This window comes from Ruegeria sp. YTSA075 (assembly GCF_059610245.1).
On record NZ_JBXWNG010000004.1, the window covers coordinates 251,802 to 265,690 of the forward strand.

Below are 13,889 nucleotides of genomic sequence, written 5' to 3' on the forward strand. Positions count from 1 at the left end.
ATCTTGAGACGCGCACGATTCTGCGGCGCGGCAAAGGTATTGAGAGAAGGAGGCCAGCATGGCTTTGGACACCGAAAGTGGTATCGCGTCGTACGAGGCACCCGAAAAGGACCTCTATGAGATGGGGGAAATCCCTCCGATGGGGTTTGTGCCCAAACAGATGTACGCCTGGGCGATCCGCAAAGAGCGCCACGGAGAACCAAATACTGCGATGCAGCAGGAAGTGGTCGATGTGCCCGAGCTGGACAGCAACGAGGTCCTGGTCCTCGTGATGGCGGCGGGCGTCAACTATAACGGAGTCTGGGCTGCACTGGGCCAGCCGATCAGCCCGTTTGACGGCCACAAAGCCCCGTATCACATTGCGGGTTCGGATGCGTCGGGAATCGTTTGGGCCGTTGGTGACAAGGTCAAGCGCTGGAAAGTGGGCGATGAGGTGGTCATCCACTGCAACCAGGACGATGGCGATGACGAGGAATGCAATGGCGGCGATCCGATGTACTCGCCCAGCCAGCGAATCTGGGGTTATGAGACTCCGGATGGCTCGTTCAGTCAGTTCACCCGCGTACAGGCGCAACAGTTGATGCCGCGCCCGAAGCATCTGACATGGGAAGAGGCGGCGTGCTATACGCTGACGCTGGCCACTGCCTATCGGATGTTGTTTGGTCATGAGCCGCACGATCTGAAACCCGGGCAGAACGTTCTGGTCTGGGGTGCGTCGGGTGGTTTGGGTTCTTATGCGATCCAGCTGATCAATACAGCAGGAGCGAATGCGATCGGCGTGATCTCGGACGAAAGCAAGCGTGACTTTGTCATGGGGCTGGGTGCCAAGGGGGTTCTGAACCGCAAGGATTTCAACTGCTGGGGTCAATTGCCCACGGTGAACACCCCTGAATATGCCGAGTGGTTCAAAGAGGCCCGCAAGTTTGGCAAGGCAATCTGGGACATCACCGGCAAAGGCAACAATGTCGATATGGTGTTCGAACATCCGGGTGAAAGCACGTTCCCGGTCTCGACCTTCGTGGTGAAAAAGGGCGGTATGGTTGTGATCTGCGCCGGAACCACCGGGTTCAACTGCACCTTCGACGTGCGTTACATGTGGATGCATCAGAAACGCCTGCAGGGCTCACATTTTGCGCATCTGAAACAGGCGGCAGCGGCGAACCAGCTGATGGTCGAACGTCGTCTGGATCCGTGCATGTCCGAAGTGTTCACGTGGAACGACCTGCCCGAGGCGCATATGAAAATGCTGCGAAACGAGCACAAACCTGGCAATATGTCGGTCCTTGTTCAGGCGCCGCGCACTGGAATGCGCACGTTGGAAGAGGTTCTGGACGCGCGCGCTTAAGATATCCGCAAGTACGCTATCCGCACCCGCGAATCACCGTTTCGGTTCGCGGGGGCTCTACTTTTTGGAACCAGTTTGAAGGCTTTCAATAAGTTGCCAAACCGACCCTCGCTGCTTTTGGGGAGTAGAAACCAGTGAATATGCCGAAAAAGATCATACATGTTATGGTTGTGTTAACTGTTCGTTAACTGTTTCAGAGAGACCCTGATGGCGCAGAATGAGTGGATTTTGGACGTATTGTCGGACCTCAACGCGTTCGCAGTTGCGAATGGGTTGACCGCGTTGGCTGAACAGTTGGATGACACCCGGCTGATTGCCGCCGCCGAGATCGCGTCCATCAAGGATGAGGCACAGGCGCCGGCGGATGGCAACAGAACTCGATTTGAGTCAGATCCTGCAGGATTTGGAAAACACCAGCACGCTTGATGAGCTCAGCGTCGTTGCCTTTCGACTACGCGACCATCTGAAGGTCGAACATCTGACATACCATTGGGTTGACGGGGCCGGAGATCAATACGGCTGTACAACCTATTCCGATGCCTGGGACGCACGGTATCGTGACAAAAACTATCACCGCATTGACCCTGTTATTCTAGGCTGTTTCCAACGATTTCACCCGGTCGATTGGAAGGCCCTAGACTGGTCCGGTAAAGTTTCAAAAGCGTTTTTGCAGGACGCGCTGGATCATGGGGTTGGCAATCAGGGATATTCGATCCCGATCCGGGGGCCTAATGGTCAGTTCGCGCTGTTTACCGTCAATCACAGTTGTGACGATAAAACCTGGCAGAACTTCATTGCAGATTACGGGCGCGAATTGATTCTAGTGGCCCACTTCATCAACCGCAAAGCGCTGGAGTTTGAAACGGACCGACAACCCGAATCGACACGTAGCCTTTCCCCGCGTGAGATCGACGCGATGACGTTATTGGCTTTGGGCTATAGCCGTGCGCAGGTGGCGCATTCCCTGTCGATTTCCGAACATACGCTGCGGGTCTATATTGAAAGCGCCCGCGCAAAGCTGGGCGCGCAAAACACAACCCATGCTATCGCCACGGCGCTTAGCCGAGGATTAATAGTGGTTTAAGCCCCGCACGTCCTGAGAACAGATAATTAACCACGACTCTGTACCCCTTTCGTTCCTGCACAGGACGACAAGGGGAAAAAGTCATGTTGCGTTATCTGTATGCTGACGAGTTGCATAAATTTCCGACTCTGGCCGAGGGGATGTTTCTGGATCGTGCGGATCAGTTCAAAACCCGGTTGGGTTGGGACGTTCACGTAAATGCAAAAGGGGAAGAGCGGGATCAATACGATGATCTGAACCCGCTCTATGTCATTTGGGAAGAATCCGATGGCAGTCATGGCGGTTCGATGCGCGTGTTGCCGACCACCGGGCCTGTGATGATCAACGAAGTGTTCGGGCATCTGAACGAGGGGGAGCCGATTTGCAGCCCTCTGATCTGGGAGGTGACACGCTTTTGCTTGTCACGCACAGCCAGCCCGCACACAGCCGGGGCCATCATGCTCAGCGGTGGCGAGATGATGGAAGGGTTCGGGCTGACCCATATTGCTGGCGTCTTTGATGCCCGTATGATCCGGATTTACCGGATGATTGGTTCATCACCGGTTGTGCTGGGCACCGAAGGTAAAGGACGTGATCAGATTTCCGTGGGGCTGTGGCCTTATTCGGCGGATGATTGCAACCGTGTGGCGGCGCGGGCGGGTATTCCGCGCGAGCTCTCCAGGCTGTGGTTCAAAACGGCGTTTGGACCCGGAAAACACCATCGGTTTGCTTTGTCTGCGTGACGAGCGCGAAAACACCATTCGGTATCTGGTGATGGCTGGCGCGGCCTTGTAGGGTCGCGCCATGTCTTTGCCGAACGTGATCTTTTCTGAAGACCAGGCCGCCGCCTATGACAGCATCGCCGAGATGCTGCGATCAGCCGGTGTCGACCTGGAAGATGACGCTTTGCTGAAACTGCCGGGGGCGGGTAAGTCAGGCGTGATGGCCGTGGTTGGCAAGGCCGGGTCGGGTAAGACTCTGCTGCTGGCTGAACTTTATAAGGCTTTGGCTGAAAGCGGTGTTCAGATCGTCTCGGGCGATTATGAAAGCCGCAAATCGCGAGACAAGCGAACGCTTGCGATTCTGGCCCCGACCAACAAGGCTGCCAGTGTGCTGCGTTTGCGGGGCGTGCCCGCCACCACCATTCACCGCATCCTCTATACACCCGTTTATGATCCGGAATACGAGCGCATTGCGGAATGGCTGGCCGGAAATGGCGAACGGCCCGAGATTGAAGGCCTGACCGACGAAGCGCTGGACCGTGCTGCGGCATTCTATGAAAATAACAAATCAATTCCCGGCGCACTGGCTGCAGCCGGGTTGCGAGGGTCGGATTTCATCACCGGCTGGAAACGCCGCGACGAGCCATTGGATATCGGCTTTGTTGATGAAGCCTCGATGCTGGACGACCGTCAGTTCGAAGACCTGAAAGAGATTTTTCCAACCTTGCTGATGTTTGGCGATCCGGCGCAGCTGGCCCCGGTCAATCAATCCGGCAGCATGGTGTTTGAAACCCTGCCCGAGCCGCGCAAGCTGGAACTGCATCGCGTGCATCGTCAGGACGCGGACAATCCGATACTTGATTTGGCGCACGCGCTGGCGGACCCGGCCATGGGGTTTGAGGATTTCGAGCGGATGGTCGAAGACACCGCACGCCGCGACGACCGTGTCATATGGGGGCAAAGGGTTGAGGTCGATCTGATGGCCCGCAGCCCGGTTCTGGTCTGGCGCAATGCAACACGTATTCGATTGATCCAGGCCTTCCGACAGGTCCATGGCGCGCCGGATACTGAATTGCTGGAAGGCGAGCCGCTGATCTGTGACGGCCTTGAACTGCCTTTGAAGCATCGCAAAAAGCGGCTGGACCTTGAGGCGCGTGGCCTCATCAAGGGCGCTCAGGTTATCTATCTGGGACCGGGGCGCAAGCCGGGTTTTTCGCGTCTGCATGTGATGGGCGCAGAAGACCCGCAGGTTAGCGCGGCTTCGATTGTGCAGATCGAACAGCCGGATGAGGAAGAACCCTTTATCCCCTATGCCGCCCGCATGGGCGCAACATTTCTGCATGGCGCCGCGGTGACAATCCACAAGGCGCAGGGGTCGCAATGGGACACGGTTCAGGTTTTTGCTCCAGATATCTACGCAGCAGCTCGGATGGGCCGGACCGAGGCCGGGCAACCTCTTTGGAAGCGGTTGGCCTATGTGGCGATAACACGGGCACAGGAACGATTGATCTGGGTTGTGCGAAACCGGCTATCGAAGCCCACATATCCGTTGCGTGTAGATGACCTGAGGGCCGTTCCGGCGGCCTCACTGACGCTGGAGGTGGAAGAGACGTGAAAACGATCATTATTACCGGAGCGAGTTCAGGCATCGGGCAAGCCACTGCAGAGTTGTTTTTGGCCGAAGGTTGGACCGTGGGCCTTTTGGCCCGCAGTGCTGACAAACTGGCCGCAATTGCCGAAAGTCAGGCGCATGCGATACCGCTGGTTGCGGATGTCACGGATCCCGAGGCTGTCGATGACGCATTTCAGGAGTTTGAGGGCCAAACGAGTCGGTTGGATGTGCTGTTCAATAATGCCGGTATCTTTGCCCCCGGCGGCACGATCGATGAAATCACGCTGGAGGATTGGTATCACAGTGTCAATGTGAACCTGAACGGCATGTTCCTGTGCGCCCGAGCAGCGTTTCGGACCATGCGCAACCAATCTCCACAAGGCGGCCGCATTATCAACAACGGGTCAATCGCTGCACATGTACCGCGTCCGAACTCGGTACATTATTCAGCGACGAAACACGCGATCACAGGGCTGACTCGCAGCCTGTCCCTGGACGGGCGCAGCTTTGGCATTGCCTGCGGTCAGATCGACATTGGAAATGCGCGGACGCAGATGGTGCAAGGGCTGGTCGATGCCGCCATCTCCAACGGTGAAACGCCCGACCCGACCATGGATGTTCAGGATGCCGCGTCTTCAGTCCTGCATATGGCCAACCTGCCGCCTGAGGCGAATGTCCAGTTCATGACGGTGATGGCCACCACCATGCCCTATATCGGAAGGGGATAGGCGTTACTTCTCGCGCAGCAAACGGAAGGCGGTCGATGCGCCCCAACCTGCCACGATTGCGATGACCAGCGACATCAAACCATATAGCGCAGGTTGCTCGCGCGACATGGTATAAAGGAACCGCTCAAGTCCCACCTTGCGCACGTCAATCGTTGTCTCATAGTGCGATACGACCTGCCCGTCGCGCGTCAGGTAGATGCGCGCCACATAGTCGCCTTCGGTGAGGTCCGCCGGCATCGCAACTGAGGTGCGAAACAGTGTTTGCTCATCCACTGCCACCGTGTTTTCACGGATGGAATACAGGTCTTCGCTTTCCCGAATGCGCACAACTGCTTCGGCAAAGTCCTGAGCGCCTTGGATGTTCATCGCGGCACCAACAGACCGAATGGCCCGCTCGATTGAGATGCGATAGCGCAGGTCTTCGGTATCGGTGATGATGTCGTTAAAGGGCGCGCTGGTGGCGACCGCGTAGAAGCTGGGCGCAAGGTCGACCAGCACGCTGTCGGTGTTGACCCAAATCCCAAGCCGACGCGCCTTGCGACGCACGGTGATTGGCTCTGACGGGCCTGCCAGGGCGACGATAACCTCGACCGGGGGGCCTTCGGGAATCGGGGCTTCGCGTTTGATGGCGCCGAAGATCAGAATCTCGGAGCCATCGAAATTGGCGGTGATCGCGACGCGATCTTGGCTAAGCCCAAGAACCACCTGTTCTTCTGCAGCGGCGGCAGGCAGGCACAACAGGCAGAGGGCGGCAAAAAATGCGCGGACCATCATCAATGCCCTCCGCTTGCGCCGAGGGAGTAGAGCTCGCTCGGTTCCAAAAGCAGATCAAGCGCCAGCTTGCCGCAGACTACAAGGACCAAAGCCGCCAGAAGCACGCGCAGCTGTTCGGCAGGCATGCGGGCGCCGATCACGGTACCGATCTGCGCGCCGATCACGCCCCCAACCAGCAGCAGAACCGCCAGCACGATATCGACCGTGTAGTTGGTGGTGGCATGCAGCATGGTTGTGAAGGCGGTGACGAAGATGATCTGGAACAATGAAGTTCCGACCACAACCTTCGTCGGCATGCCCAGCAGGTAAATCATGGCCGGGACCATGATAAAGCCTCCGCCCACACCCATGATGGCGGACAGAATGCCAACACACAGCCCGACGACAACCGGCGGGATGACCGAGATATATAGGCCAGAAGTGCGAAAGCGCATCTTCAGCGGCAGTGAATGCACCCAGCCACGTTGCCGTCGTTTAGCAGGCCCACCTGTGCCTTTCTTCACCCGCCGCAGGGCGCGCAGGCTTTCGACGAACATCAGGCTGCCGATGACACCCAGAAAGACGACGTAGCAGAGCGTGACCAGCAGATCGACCTGGCCCAGGCTTTTGAGATAGTTGAAGATCACCACGCCGACGGCGGCCCCGATCAGGCCACCCACCAGAAGCACCGTGCCCATCTTCAGGTCTACGGTTTTTCGTCGAAGATGCGCCAGCACACCCGAGAACGAAGACGCGACGATCTGGTTCGCTTCGGTCGCAACAGCGACTGCCGGGGGAATGCCGATAAAGAACAGCAGCGGGGTCATCAGGAACCCCCCGCCAACACCAAACATACCGGACAGGATGCCGACCATCCCCCCCAGCCCTAGTAGAAGAAAGGCGTTTACGGAGACTTCGGCAATGGGAAGGTATATTTGCATGGTTTCTTCTAGACGCGCCGGGACCGATTGCGCAACGGTGCAATGCTGTCGCGGCGGGAACGGGTTGGTAACTGGGTTCGGTCTGTGTTTCTCGCAGCCACAAGCTCGACCTTAGCGGTATGCTGGGGTCGCAAAGCTGCGCCACTTTTTAAAAAACACAGGTTCATACCCTCTTAGAGCGGTTGCGGCATGCAAAATCAACTCTGCATGCCGCTTTGCAGCGAACAGGACCCAAAATTGTTCCAAACTGGACCTATCAGCGTTCCTTCACGTAAGGTTCGCCGCCTGCACGTGGGGGAACGGCCTTGCCGACAAAGCCCGCCAGGATCACCACGGTCAGGATATAGGGCAGGGCGTCCATCACCTGAACCGGGATCACGACCCCGCCCAGATCGATGTTCTGGAACCGCAAGGCGATGGCTTGCAACAGACCGAACAACAGGCACGCCCACATCGCATGCCATGGGCGCCATTTTGCGAAGATCAAAGCTGCCAAAGCGATGAATCCGCGACCGGCGGTCATTTCTTTGACAAAACCTGCCTGCAAGGCCGTAGCAAGATAGGCCCCGGCAATCCCGCACAGGATGCCGCAGATGGCAACGGCCGCAAACCGCAAGCCAACGACCGAAACGCCAGCTGTATCGACCGCCGCCGGGTTTTCACCCACGGCTCGCAGGCGCAGGCCAAACCGGGTGCGATAAAGGATCCACCATGTAAGGGGCACCATCAGGAAGGCGACGTAGACCAGTATTGAATGCCCGGACAAAAGTTCCGAGTAGATTGGTCCGATGATCGGAACGTTGCTCAGCGCCTCTGCAAAGGGGAACTCGATCGGTTCAAAGCGGCCTCCGCCAAACAGGGACGGGGTGCGGCCGCCCTGCAGGAACCAGCTTTGGGCGATCAGAACGGTCAGCCCCGAGGCCAGAAAGTTGATCGCCACGCCCGAGATCAGCTGATTGCCACGGAAGGTGATCGAGGCCACCCCGTGCAATGCCGACAAGACAAGCGACGCACCAATACCTGCCAAAAGGCCCAACCAGACAGACCCCGTTACCGCTGCAACGGCTGCCGAGAAGAAGGCAGACATCAGCATCTTGCCTTCAAGCCCGATGTCAAAGATTCCAGCGCGTTCGGAATAAAGCCCGGCCAAACAGGCCAGCAGCAGGGGTGTTGCAAGGCGAATGGTCGAATCGAGGACCTGAATGAGGGTGATAAAGAACTCCATCACTCCACCCCCTTCCGCAGACCCAGGAACAGCTTCTCAAGCGGCATACGCACCATGTTGTCCAGCGCCCCGGTGAACAGGATAACCAGCGCCTGAATGACGACGATCAGTTCGCGAGGGATCGAGGTCCAAAGCGCAAGCTCGGCCCCGCCCTGATACAGGAAGCCGAACAGCAGCGCGGCAAGGAACACACCAAACGGATGCGAACGGCCCATGAGTGCCACGGCGATACCGATGAATCCGGCGCCTTCGGTAGAATTCAGTACTAGACGCTCCGCCTCACCCATAACGTTGTTGATAGCCATCATGCCGGCCAGCCCGCCTGAGATCAGCATGGCAATGATGGTGATCCGTACCGGCGAAATCCCTGCGTAAACGGCTCCGGTTTCGGTTTTGCCATAGGATCTAATCTCATACCCAAGGCGCGTGCGCCAGATCAGGGCCCACACCACGACGCAGGCCAAGATCGCAACGAAGAATGAGATATTTGCCGGTGCGCCCCGGAACATCACGTTTTCAGCGGTTGAGAACATGGATTGGAAGGTCGGTAGATGCACTGCCTCGGGGAAGCGTGCGGTTGCAGGGTCTTGTGAGCCTTGTGGACGCATCACATTGACCAGCATGTAGTTCAAAAAGGCGGCAGCGATGAAGTTGAACATGATCGTAGTGATCACGATATGGCTACCGCGCTTGGCCTGAAGATAAGCAGGGATTGCAGCCCATGCCGCGCCGAACAAAGCGGCGCCCAGACCTGCGGCCACGAGTGCAATGCTCCAATGCGGCCAGTCGATGTAGAGGCATACCATGGCCACGCCAAGACCGCCCAGCATCGCCTGGCCTTCGCCGCCGATGTTGAACAGCCGCGCATGAAAAGCCACGGCCACGGCCAGCCCGGTGAACATGAAGTTGGTTGCGTAGTAGAGCGTATAGCCCCAGCCATAGGTCGACCCCAGCGCGCCCGTGACCATCAGGTTAACGGCTTCAACCGGGTTCTCTCCAATGGCCAGAATGACCAGCGCCGACAGAATCGTGGCCAACAGCAAGCTGATCACCGGGATTAGAACCACATCGGCCCATTTAGGCATCTTTTCCATGCTTTAAGCGGCCTCTTCCGCAACACCGGCCATCAGCAGGCCCAGCTCTTTTTCATCGGTTTCGGCAGGCAAACGTTCACCCATGATATGTCCGTCGAACATCACAGCGATCCGGTCGGACAGAGAGAAGATCTCTTCCAGCTCGACCGAAACCAGCAGGATCGCTTTGCCTTGGTCGCGCAGGGCGACGATTTGTTTGTGAATGAATTCGATTGCGCCGATATCCACGCCGCGTGTCGGTTGACCGACCAGCAGCAGATCAGGGTTCCGTTCAATCTCGCGTGCGACAACAATTTTTTGCTGGTTGCCACCCGAGAAGCTTTTGGCGGCCAGCCACGGATCGGGCGGGCGCACGTCGAACTTGGCGATCTTGGCCTCAGTATCGGCGCGCAAAGCCGCGTTGTCCATGAACAGACCGCGCTGATAAGCGGGATCGCGGTGGTAGCCAAAGGCGACGTTCTCCCACGCGTGGAAGTCCATCACCAACCCTTCGCGCTGGCGGTCTTCGGGCACATGGGCGATGTGCTGGGCACGTCGCGCCTGACCATCCGATCCGGCACCGCTGAGTGCCAGAGAGGTGCCGTTCAGCTTGATCGAGCCTTGACCGGGTCGCATTCCACCCAGAACTTCCAACAGTTCTGACTGACCATTGCCCGCAACGCCCGCGATGCCGACAATCTCACCCGCGCGGACCGTTAGATTGATGCCTTTGACCCGCTCAACGCCCGCGCTGTCGAACACCTGCAGGTTCTCGATTTCCAGTATGGGCTTGCCCGGCTGGGCGGGTACTTTGTCGACTTGTAGCAGTACCTTGCGGCCTACCATCAGTTCGGCCAGTTCTTCGGGGCTGGTTTCGGCGGTTTTTACGGTCGCCGTCATCTCACCGCGTCGCATGACCGACACGGTGTCGGTGTTTTCCATGATTTCACGCAGTTTATGCGTGATCACGATGATCGTTTTTCCTTCGGTCCGCAGCCGATCGAGGATGCGAAAAAGCTGATCCGCCTCAGACGGCGTCAGAACACCGGTGGGTTCGTCCAGAATCAGAATCTCGGCCTTGCGATACAACGCCTTGAGGATTTCGACACGCTGCTGCATGCCGACGCCAATCTCGTCGATGCGCTTGTCGGGGTCAACGAACAGTTCGTACTCTTCTTCCAACGCTTTCAGTTCTTTGCGGGCCTTGGCCAAAGACGGGGCCAGCAGCCCGCCATCTTCGGCACCCAGAACGATATTTTCGAGAACGGTGAAGTTTTCAACCAGCTTGAAATGCTGAAACACCATCCCGATGCCCGAGGCGATGGCCGCCTGGCTATCCGGTATCTCGGTCCTGGTGCCGTTGATCCAGATCTCACCTCTGTCGGCCTTGTAGAAGCCGTAGAGAATGCTCATCAGCGTGGATTTGCCCGCACCGTTTTCACCGATGATCCCGTGGATCGTGCCGGGGGCGACACTGATGGAAATGTCTTTGTTGGCCTGAACCGGCCCAAAGGCTTTGGAAATCCCTTTGAGCTCAATGGCGGGGACGATCATGTCTTGTCCTTGGGTTGCCGAAAGGGCCGCGTTTGCACAAAGCGGCAAAATGGAAACGGGACGGAAGGCTGAAAGCCTCCGTCCCGCGAAAGATCAGAACTGCAGTGCAGGGCAGCTGTCGTTCTCGTAGTAGCTGACAACGGTGACGTTGCCGTCGATGATGTCCTGACGCGCCTTGTCGATCGCGCCTTTCATGTCATCCGAGACGAGCGTGGCGTTGTTGTCATCCATTGCAACGCCCACACCTTCTTCGGCCAGACCCATTGCGAAGACACCGGTTTCAAGGTTTTCGCCTGCCTTCATCGCGTCATAGACGGCCACGTCCACGCGTTTCAGCATCGAGGTCAGAACTTTGCCTGGGTGCAGGTGGTTCTGGTTGCTGTCCACGCCGATCGACAGGATACCTTCGTCGGCTGCGGTTTGCAGAACACCAACGCCGGTGCCACCCGCGGCCGCATAGATCACGTCAGCGCCCTGGCTGATCTGCGCCTTGGTCAGCTCGGACCCTTTCACCGGGTCGTTCCAGGCCGCCGGGGTGGTGCCCGTCATGTTGGCAACAACTTCGATATCTGGGTTCACAGCTTTGGCGCCTTGCGCATAGCCGCAGCCAAAGTGGCGGATCAGCGGGATATCCATACCGCCGATAAAGCCAACGGTGCCGGATTCCGACGCCATCGCGGCCATCATGCCAACTAGATATGACCCTTCATGCTCGGCAAATCCGATCTGACGGATGTTTGGGGCATCCAGCCAGGTGACGTCGACGGCGACGAACTTGGTGTCCGGATAGTCACCGGCAACGGCGGACAGCGGATCGGCCATGGCAAAGCCCATGGTGATGATTGGGTTCGCGCCCGCTTCGGCAAAGCGACGCAATGCCTGTTCGCGCTGGGCTTCAGATTGCAGTTCGATCTCGCGGTATGTACCGCCGGTTTCCTCGGCCCAGCGTGTGGCGCCATTGTGGGCCGCCTCGTTGAACGATTTGTCGAACTTACCGCCCAGGTCAAAGATCAGCGCCGGCTCGGCCAGAGCTGCGCCAGCTGTCAGTGCGACCGCCGCAGCGGCACCCATCAAAGATTTCATCAGGGTCATTTTTTACTCCCGTTGGTTTTTGTCGGTCCGGAACCAAGATAGCCCCGTTTACCCACTCAGAGCGAGCATAACCGTTGTGATGACGGGAATTAAGGGTGTTTGCAACCGGCAGGGTCAAGAGGTTTTTGACCAGTTGGTCCAAAAATTGTGCCTTAGTTAAGGTGCAACAGGTATTCCATGACCATTGCGTCGCAGGTTTCGCCGGATTTTCGGGCATAGTAGCCCTTTCGCTGCCCACAAGGCCGGTATCCGCACCGTTCATACAGCGCAATTGCGGGCAGGTTGTCGGCGGCCACGTCCAAAAAGGCGCGTTTTGCCCCAAGCGTTTTGGCCTTAGCATGCCAGTCCGCCATGCATTGCTGGCCAAGACCCCGCCGCTGATACGCGGGGTGAGTCGCAATGGTCAGCAGTTCCGCTTCATCCGCGATGACCTGAAACAGGGCGAAAGAATCACTTGATCCAACGCAGTGCGTAAACGGGTTTGCCAGCAAGTCGGCAAACTCTGCCGCTGTCCACGGGCGGGATTGTGTGAACGCAGCCGCATGTGTTTGGGCCATTTCGTGTGGGGTCATTCGTCCAGTAGCACCGGAGGTTGGTCGCTGGATGGCGCGGCATCAGCAGCCCGGACATACAACGGTGCTGGCGGGAGTGAGACGGTCGTCCATCGACGCGCAGCAACCGTGGCAATTGCCTTTGCGTGCGCCGCCGGATCGGAGCAAAAGAACAGCTGTCCAAGCACATCTGCCTCGGCTTTGGGCATCAGGCGCCCGGGGCCGTCGTCTTGCTGCAGATAGACCTGTTCGCGCGGTGCCTGAATGGCTGGGAGATGACCGTTCGGTGCGATTTCGGCCAAGGCATCGAAGCCTGAAACCCCGACTGCTGGAACACCCAGCCCCAATGCCAGCCCCCGCGCTGCAGAGACCGAGATGCGAATGCCGGTGAAGTTACCGGGTCCGACACCAACCCCGATTGCATCCAGATCGGCCCAGGCACAACCAGATTGCTCCAAAACGTCTTCCAGCAGGGGCATCAGCCGTTCTGCCTGCCCGCGTGACATGGACTCGGCGGTGGACACAACAATCGCACCGTCCCGTAGCAAAGCGGCCGCGCAATGCGCGGCCGATGTGTCAAATGCCAGTATTGTTGGGTCAGACGGCAACCGGGCGAACCTCGGTCACTTCGGGAATATAGTGGCGCAGCAGGTTTTCGATGCCCATTTTCAGGGTCAGGGTCGAAGACGGGCAGCCTGCACAGGCGCCCTGCATGTGCAGGTAAACAACACCCCGGTCAAAACCGTGGAATGTGATGTCACCCCCATCCTGCGCTACCGCAGGCCGGACGCGGCTGTCCAGCAGGTCCTTGATCTGATCCACGATTTCCGAATCCTCGCCGGTATGCTCCGCATGGCCCGATGCCGCTGTTGCGCCAGCACCCATGACAGGTTGGCCGGACTGAAAATGCTCCATCACCGCGCCAAGGATGGCGGGTTTGATATGGTCCCACTCTACGTCATCAGATTTGGTGACCGTGACAAAGTCATTACCAAAAAACACGCCGGTCACACCGCTGACACCAAAGATAAGCTTGGCCAAGGGGGACTTCTCACCCGCTTCGGCATTTGGGAAATCCGCAGTTCCTGCCTCCAGCACCGTCTGGCCGGGCAAAAACTTTAGTGTGGCCGGGTTTGGGGTGGATTCGGTCTGAATGAACATGGGACAGCTCCATCTGAGTTGCCTCTGATATGCGCGTGGCGCTCGTGGAAGTCAAGATTTGGAACGGTT

General features: G+C 58.0%; 15 protein-coding genes. 6 read left to right on the plus strand and 9 right to left on the minus strand.

The window, feature by feature from the left end:
• Positions 1-58: 58 nt before the first annotated feature.
• The 6 genes from ccrA (at position 59) to AC2FGE_RS09850 (ending at position 5,470) form a co-directional block, all read left to right on the plus strand.
• Positions 59-1,345: a crotonyl-CoA carboxylase/reductase gene (gene ccrA, locus AC2FGE_RS09825; RefSeq protein ID WP_496819037.1), complete on the plus strand. Its 1,287-nt coding sequence runs from the start codon at positions 59-61 to the stop codon at positions 1,343-1,345.
• Between the two features lie 207 nt (positions 1,346-1,552).
• Positions 1,553-1,771 carry a hypothetical protein gene (locus tag AC2FGE_RS09830; RefSeq protein WP_496819038.1) on the plus strand — a complete coding sequence of 73 codons (219 nt, stop codon included), beginning with the start codon at positions 1,553-1,555 and terminating at the stop codon, positions 1,769-1,771.
• Positions 1,710-2,429 (plus strand): helix-turn-helix transcriptional regulator, encoded by a 720-nt coding sequence (locus AC2FGE_RS09835; RefSeq protein ID WP_496819039.1) that lies wholly within the window; start codon positions 1,710-1,712, stop codon positions 2,427-2,429. The genes AC2FGE_RS09830 and AC2FGE_RS09835 overlap by 62 nt, the downstream gene beginning before the upstream one ends.
• An 83-nt stretch (positions 2,430-2,512) precedes the next feature.
• Complete coding sequence (locus AC2FGE_RS09840; protein WP_496819040.1) at positions 2,513-3,151, plus strand: acyl-homoserine-lactone synthase; 639 nt, start codon at positions 2,513-2,515, stop codon at positions 3,149-3,151.
• Positions 3,152-3,212: 61 nt separating this feature from the next.
• Positions 3,213-4,745, plus strand: a complete 1,533-nt coding sequence (locus tag AC2FGE_RS09845; protein WP_496819041.1) for an ATP-dependent DNA helicase — start codon at positions 3,213-3,215, stop codon at positions 4,743-4,745.
• Positions 4,742-5,470, plus strand: coding sequence for an SDR family oxidoreductase (locus AC2FGE_RS09850; protein WP_496819042.1), 729 nt, complete (start codon positions 4,742-4,744; stop codon positions 5,468-5,470). Before AC2FGE_RS09845 ends, AC2FGE_RS09850 begins: the two co-directional genes overlap by 4 nt.
• Positions 5,471-5,473: 3 nt before the next feature.
• On the opposite strand, the gene AC2FGE_RS09855 is transcribed toward AC2FGE_RS09850, so the two are convergent.
• From AC2FGE_RS09855 to AC2FGE_RS09895, 9 genes are all read right to left on the minus strand, one after another.
• Entirely contained in the window at positions 5,474-6,241 is a 768-nt protein-coding gene (locus tag AC2FGE_RS09855) for a TIGR02186 family protein (protein WP_496819259.1), read from the minus strand.
• Positions 6,242-6,243: 2 nt separating this feature from the next.
• Positions 6,244-7,164 (minus strand): sulfite exporter TauE/SafE family protein, encoded by a 921-nt coding sequence (locus AC2FGE_RS09860; protein WP_170535866.1) that lies wholly within the window; start codon positions 7,162-7,164, stop codon positions 6,244-6,246.
• A gap of 256 nt (positions 7,165-7,420) precedes the next feature.
• Positions 7,421-8,389 carry an ABC transporter permease gene (locus tag AC2FGE_RS09865; RefSeq protein WP_496819043.1) on the minus strand — a complete coding sequence of 323 codons (969 nt, stop codon included), beginning with the start codon at positions 8,387-8,389 and terminating at the stop codon, positions 7,421-7,423.
• A complete protein-coding gene (locus AC2FGE_RS09870) occupies positions 8,389-9,483 on the minus strand; it encodes an ABC transporter permease (protein ID WP_496819045.1) in 1,095 nt (364 codons plus the stop codon). Before AC2FGE_RS09870 ends, AC2FGE_RS09865 begins: the two co-directional genes overlap by 1 nt.
• Positions 9,484-9,486: 3 nt before the next feature.
• Positions 9,487-11,016 carry an ABC transporter ATP-binding protein gene (locus tag AC2FGE_RS09875; RefSeq protein WP_496819047.1) on the minus strand — a complete coding sequence of 510 codons (1,530 nt, stop codon included), beginning with the start codon at positions 11,014-11,016 and terminating at the stop codon, positions 9,487-9,489.
• 93 nt (positions 11,017-11,109) lie between these two features.
• Positions 11,110-12,108: a BMP family lipoprotein gene (locus tag AC2FGE_RS09880; protein ID WP_496819048.1), complete on the minus strand. Its 999-nt coding sequence runs from the start codon at positions 12,106-12,108 to the stop codon at positions 11,110-11,112.
• A 152-nt stretch (positions 12,109-12,260) separates the two neighbouring features.
• The gene (locus AC2FGE_RS09885; RefSeq protein ID WP_496819049.1) at positions 12,261-12,665 is read right to left on the minus strand and encodes a GNAT family N-acetyltransferase; all 405 of its coding nucleotides are present in this window, start codon (positions 12,663-12,665) and stop codon (positions 12,261-12,263) included.
• A gap of 11 nt (positions 12,666-12,676) precedes the next feature.
• Positions 12,677-13,267 (minus strand): tRNA (adenosine(37)-N6)-threonylcarbamoyltransferase complex dimerization subunit type 1 TsaB, encoded by a 591-nt coding sequence (tsaB, locus tag AC2FGE_RS09890; protein WP_496819050.1) that lies wholly within the window; start codon positions 13,265-13,267, stop codon positions 12,677-12,679.
• Entirely contained in the window at positions 13,257-13,820 is a 564-nt protein-coding gene (locus AC2FGE_RS09895) for a NifU family protein (protein ID WP_496819051.1), read from the minus strand. The genes tsaB and AC2FGE_RS09895 overlap by 11 nt, the downstream gene beginning before the upstream one ends.
• Between the last annotated feature and the right edge of the window lie 69 nt (positions 13,821-13,889).

What these genes read in the sequence shown, in the direction of transcription:
- ccrA (WP_496819037.1), top strand. Translation starts at nt 59, where the DNA reads ATGGCTTTGGACACCGAAAGTGGTATCGCGTCGTACGAGGCACCCGAA.
- AC2FGE_RS09830 (WP_496819038.1), top strand. Translation starts at nt 1,553, where the DNA reads ATGGCGCAGAATGAGTGGATTTTGGACGTATTGTCGGACCTCAACGCG.
- AC2FGE_RS09835 (WP_496819039.1), top strand. Translation starts at nt 1,710, where the DNA reads ATGGCAACAGAACTCGATTTGAGTCAGATCCTGCAGGATTTGGAAAAC.
- AC2FGE_RS09840 (WP_496819040.1), top strand. Translation starts at nt 2,513, where the DNA reads ATGTTGCGTTATCTGTATGCTGACGAGTTGCATAAATTTCCGACTCTG.
- AC2FGE_RS09845 (WP_496819041.1), top strand. Translation starts at nt 3,213, where the DNA reads ATGTCTTTGCCGAACGTGATCTTTTCTGAAGACCAGGCCGCCGCCTAT.
- AC2FGE_RS09855 (WP_496819259.1), bottom strand. Translation starts at nt 6,241, where the DNA reads ATGGTCCGCGCATTTTTTGCCGCCCTCTGCCTGTTGTGCCTGCCTGCC.
- AC2FGE_RS09860 (WP_170535866.1), bottom strand. Translation starts at nt 7,164, where the DNA reads ATGCAAATATACCTTCCCATTGCCGAAGTCTCCGTAAACGCCTTTCTT.
- AC2FGE_RS09865 (WP_496819043.1), bottom strand. Translation starts at nt 8,389, where the DNA reads ATGGAGTTCTTTATCACCCTCATTCAGGTCCTCGATTCGACCATTCGC.
- AC2FGE_RS09870 (WP_496819045.1), bottom strand. Translation starts at nt 9,483, where the DNA reads ATGGAAAAGATGCCTAAATGGGCCGATGTGGTTCTAATCCCGGTGATC.
- AC2FGE_RS09875 (WP_496819047.1), bottom strand. Translation starts at nt 11,016, where the DNA reads ATGATCGTCCCCGCCATTGAGCTCAAAGGGATTTCCAAAGCCTTTGGG.
- AC2FGE_RS09880 (WP_496819048.1), bottom strand. Translation starts at nt 12,108, where the DNA reads ATGACCCTGATGAAATCTTTGATGGGTGCCGCTGCGGCGGTCGCACTG.
- AC2FGE_RS09885 (WP_496819049.1), bottom strand. Translation starts at nt 12,665, where the DNA reads ATGGCCCAAACACATGCGGCTGCGTTCACACAATCCCGCCCGTGGACA.
- AC2FGE_RS09895 (WP_496819051.1), bottom strand. Translation starts at nt 13,820, where the DNA reads ATGTTCATTCAGACCGAATCCACCCCAAACCCGGCCACACTAAAGTTT.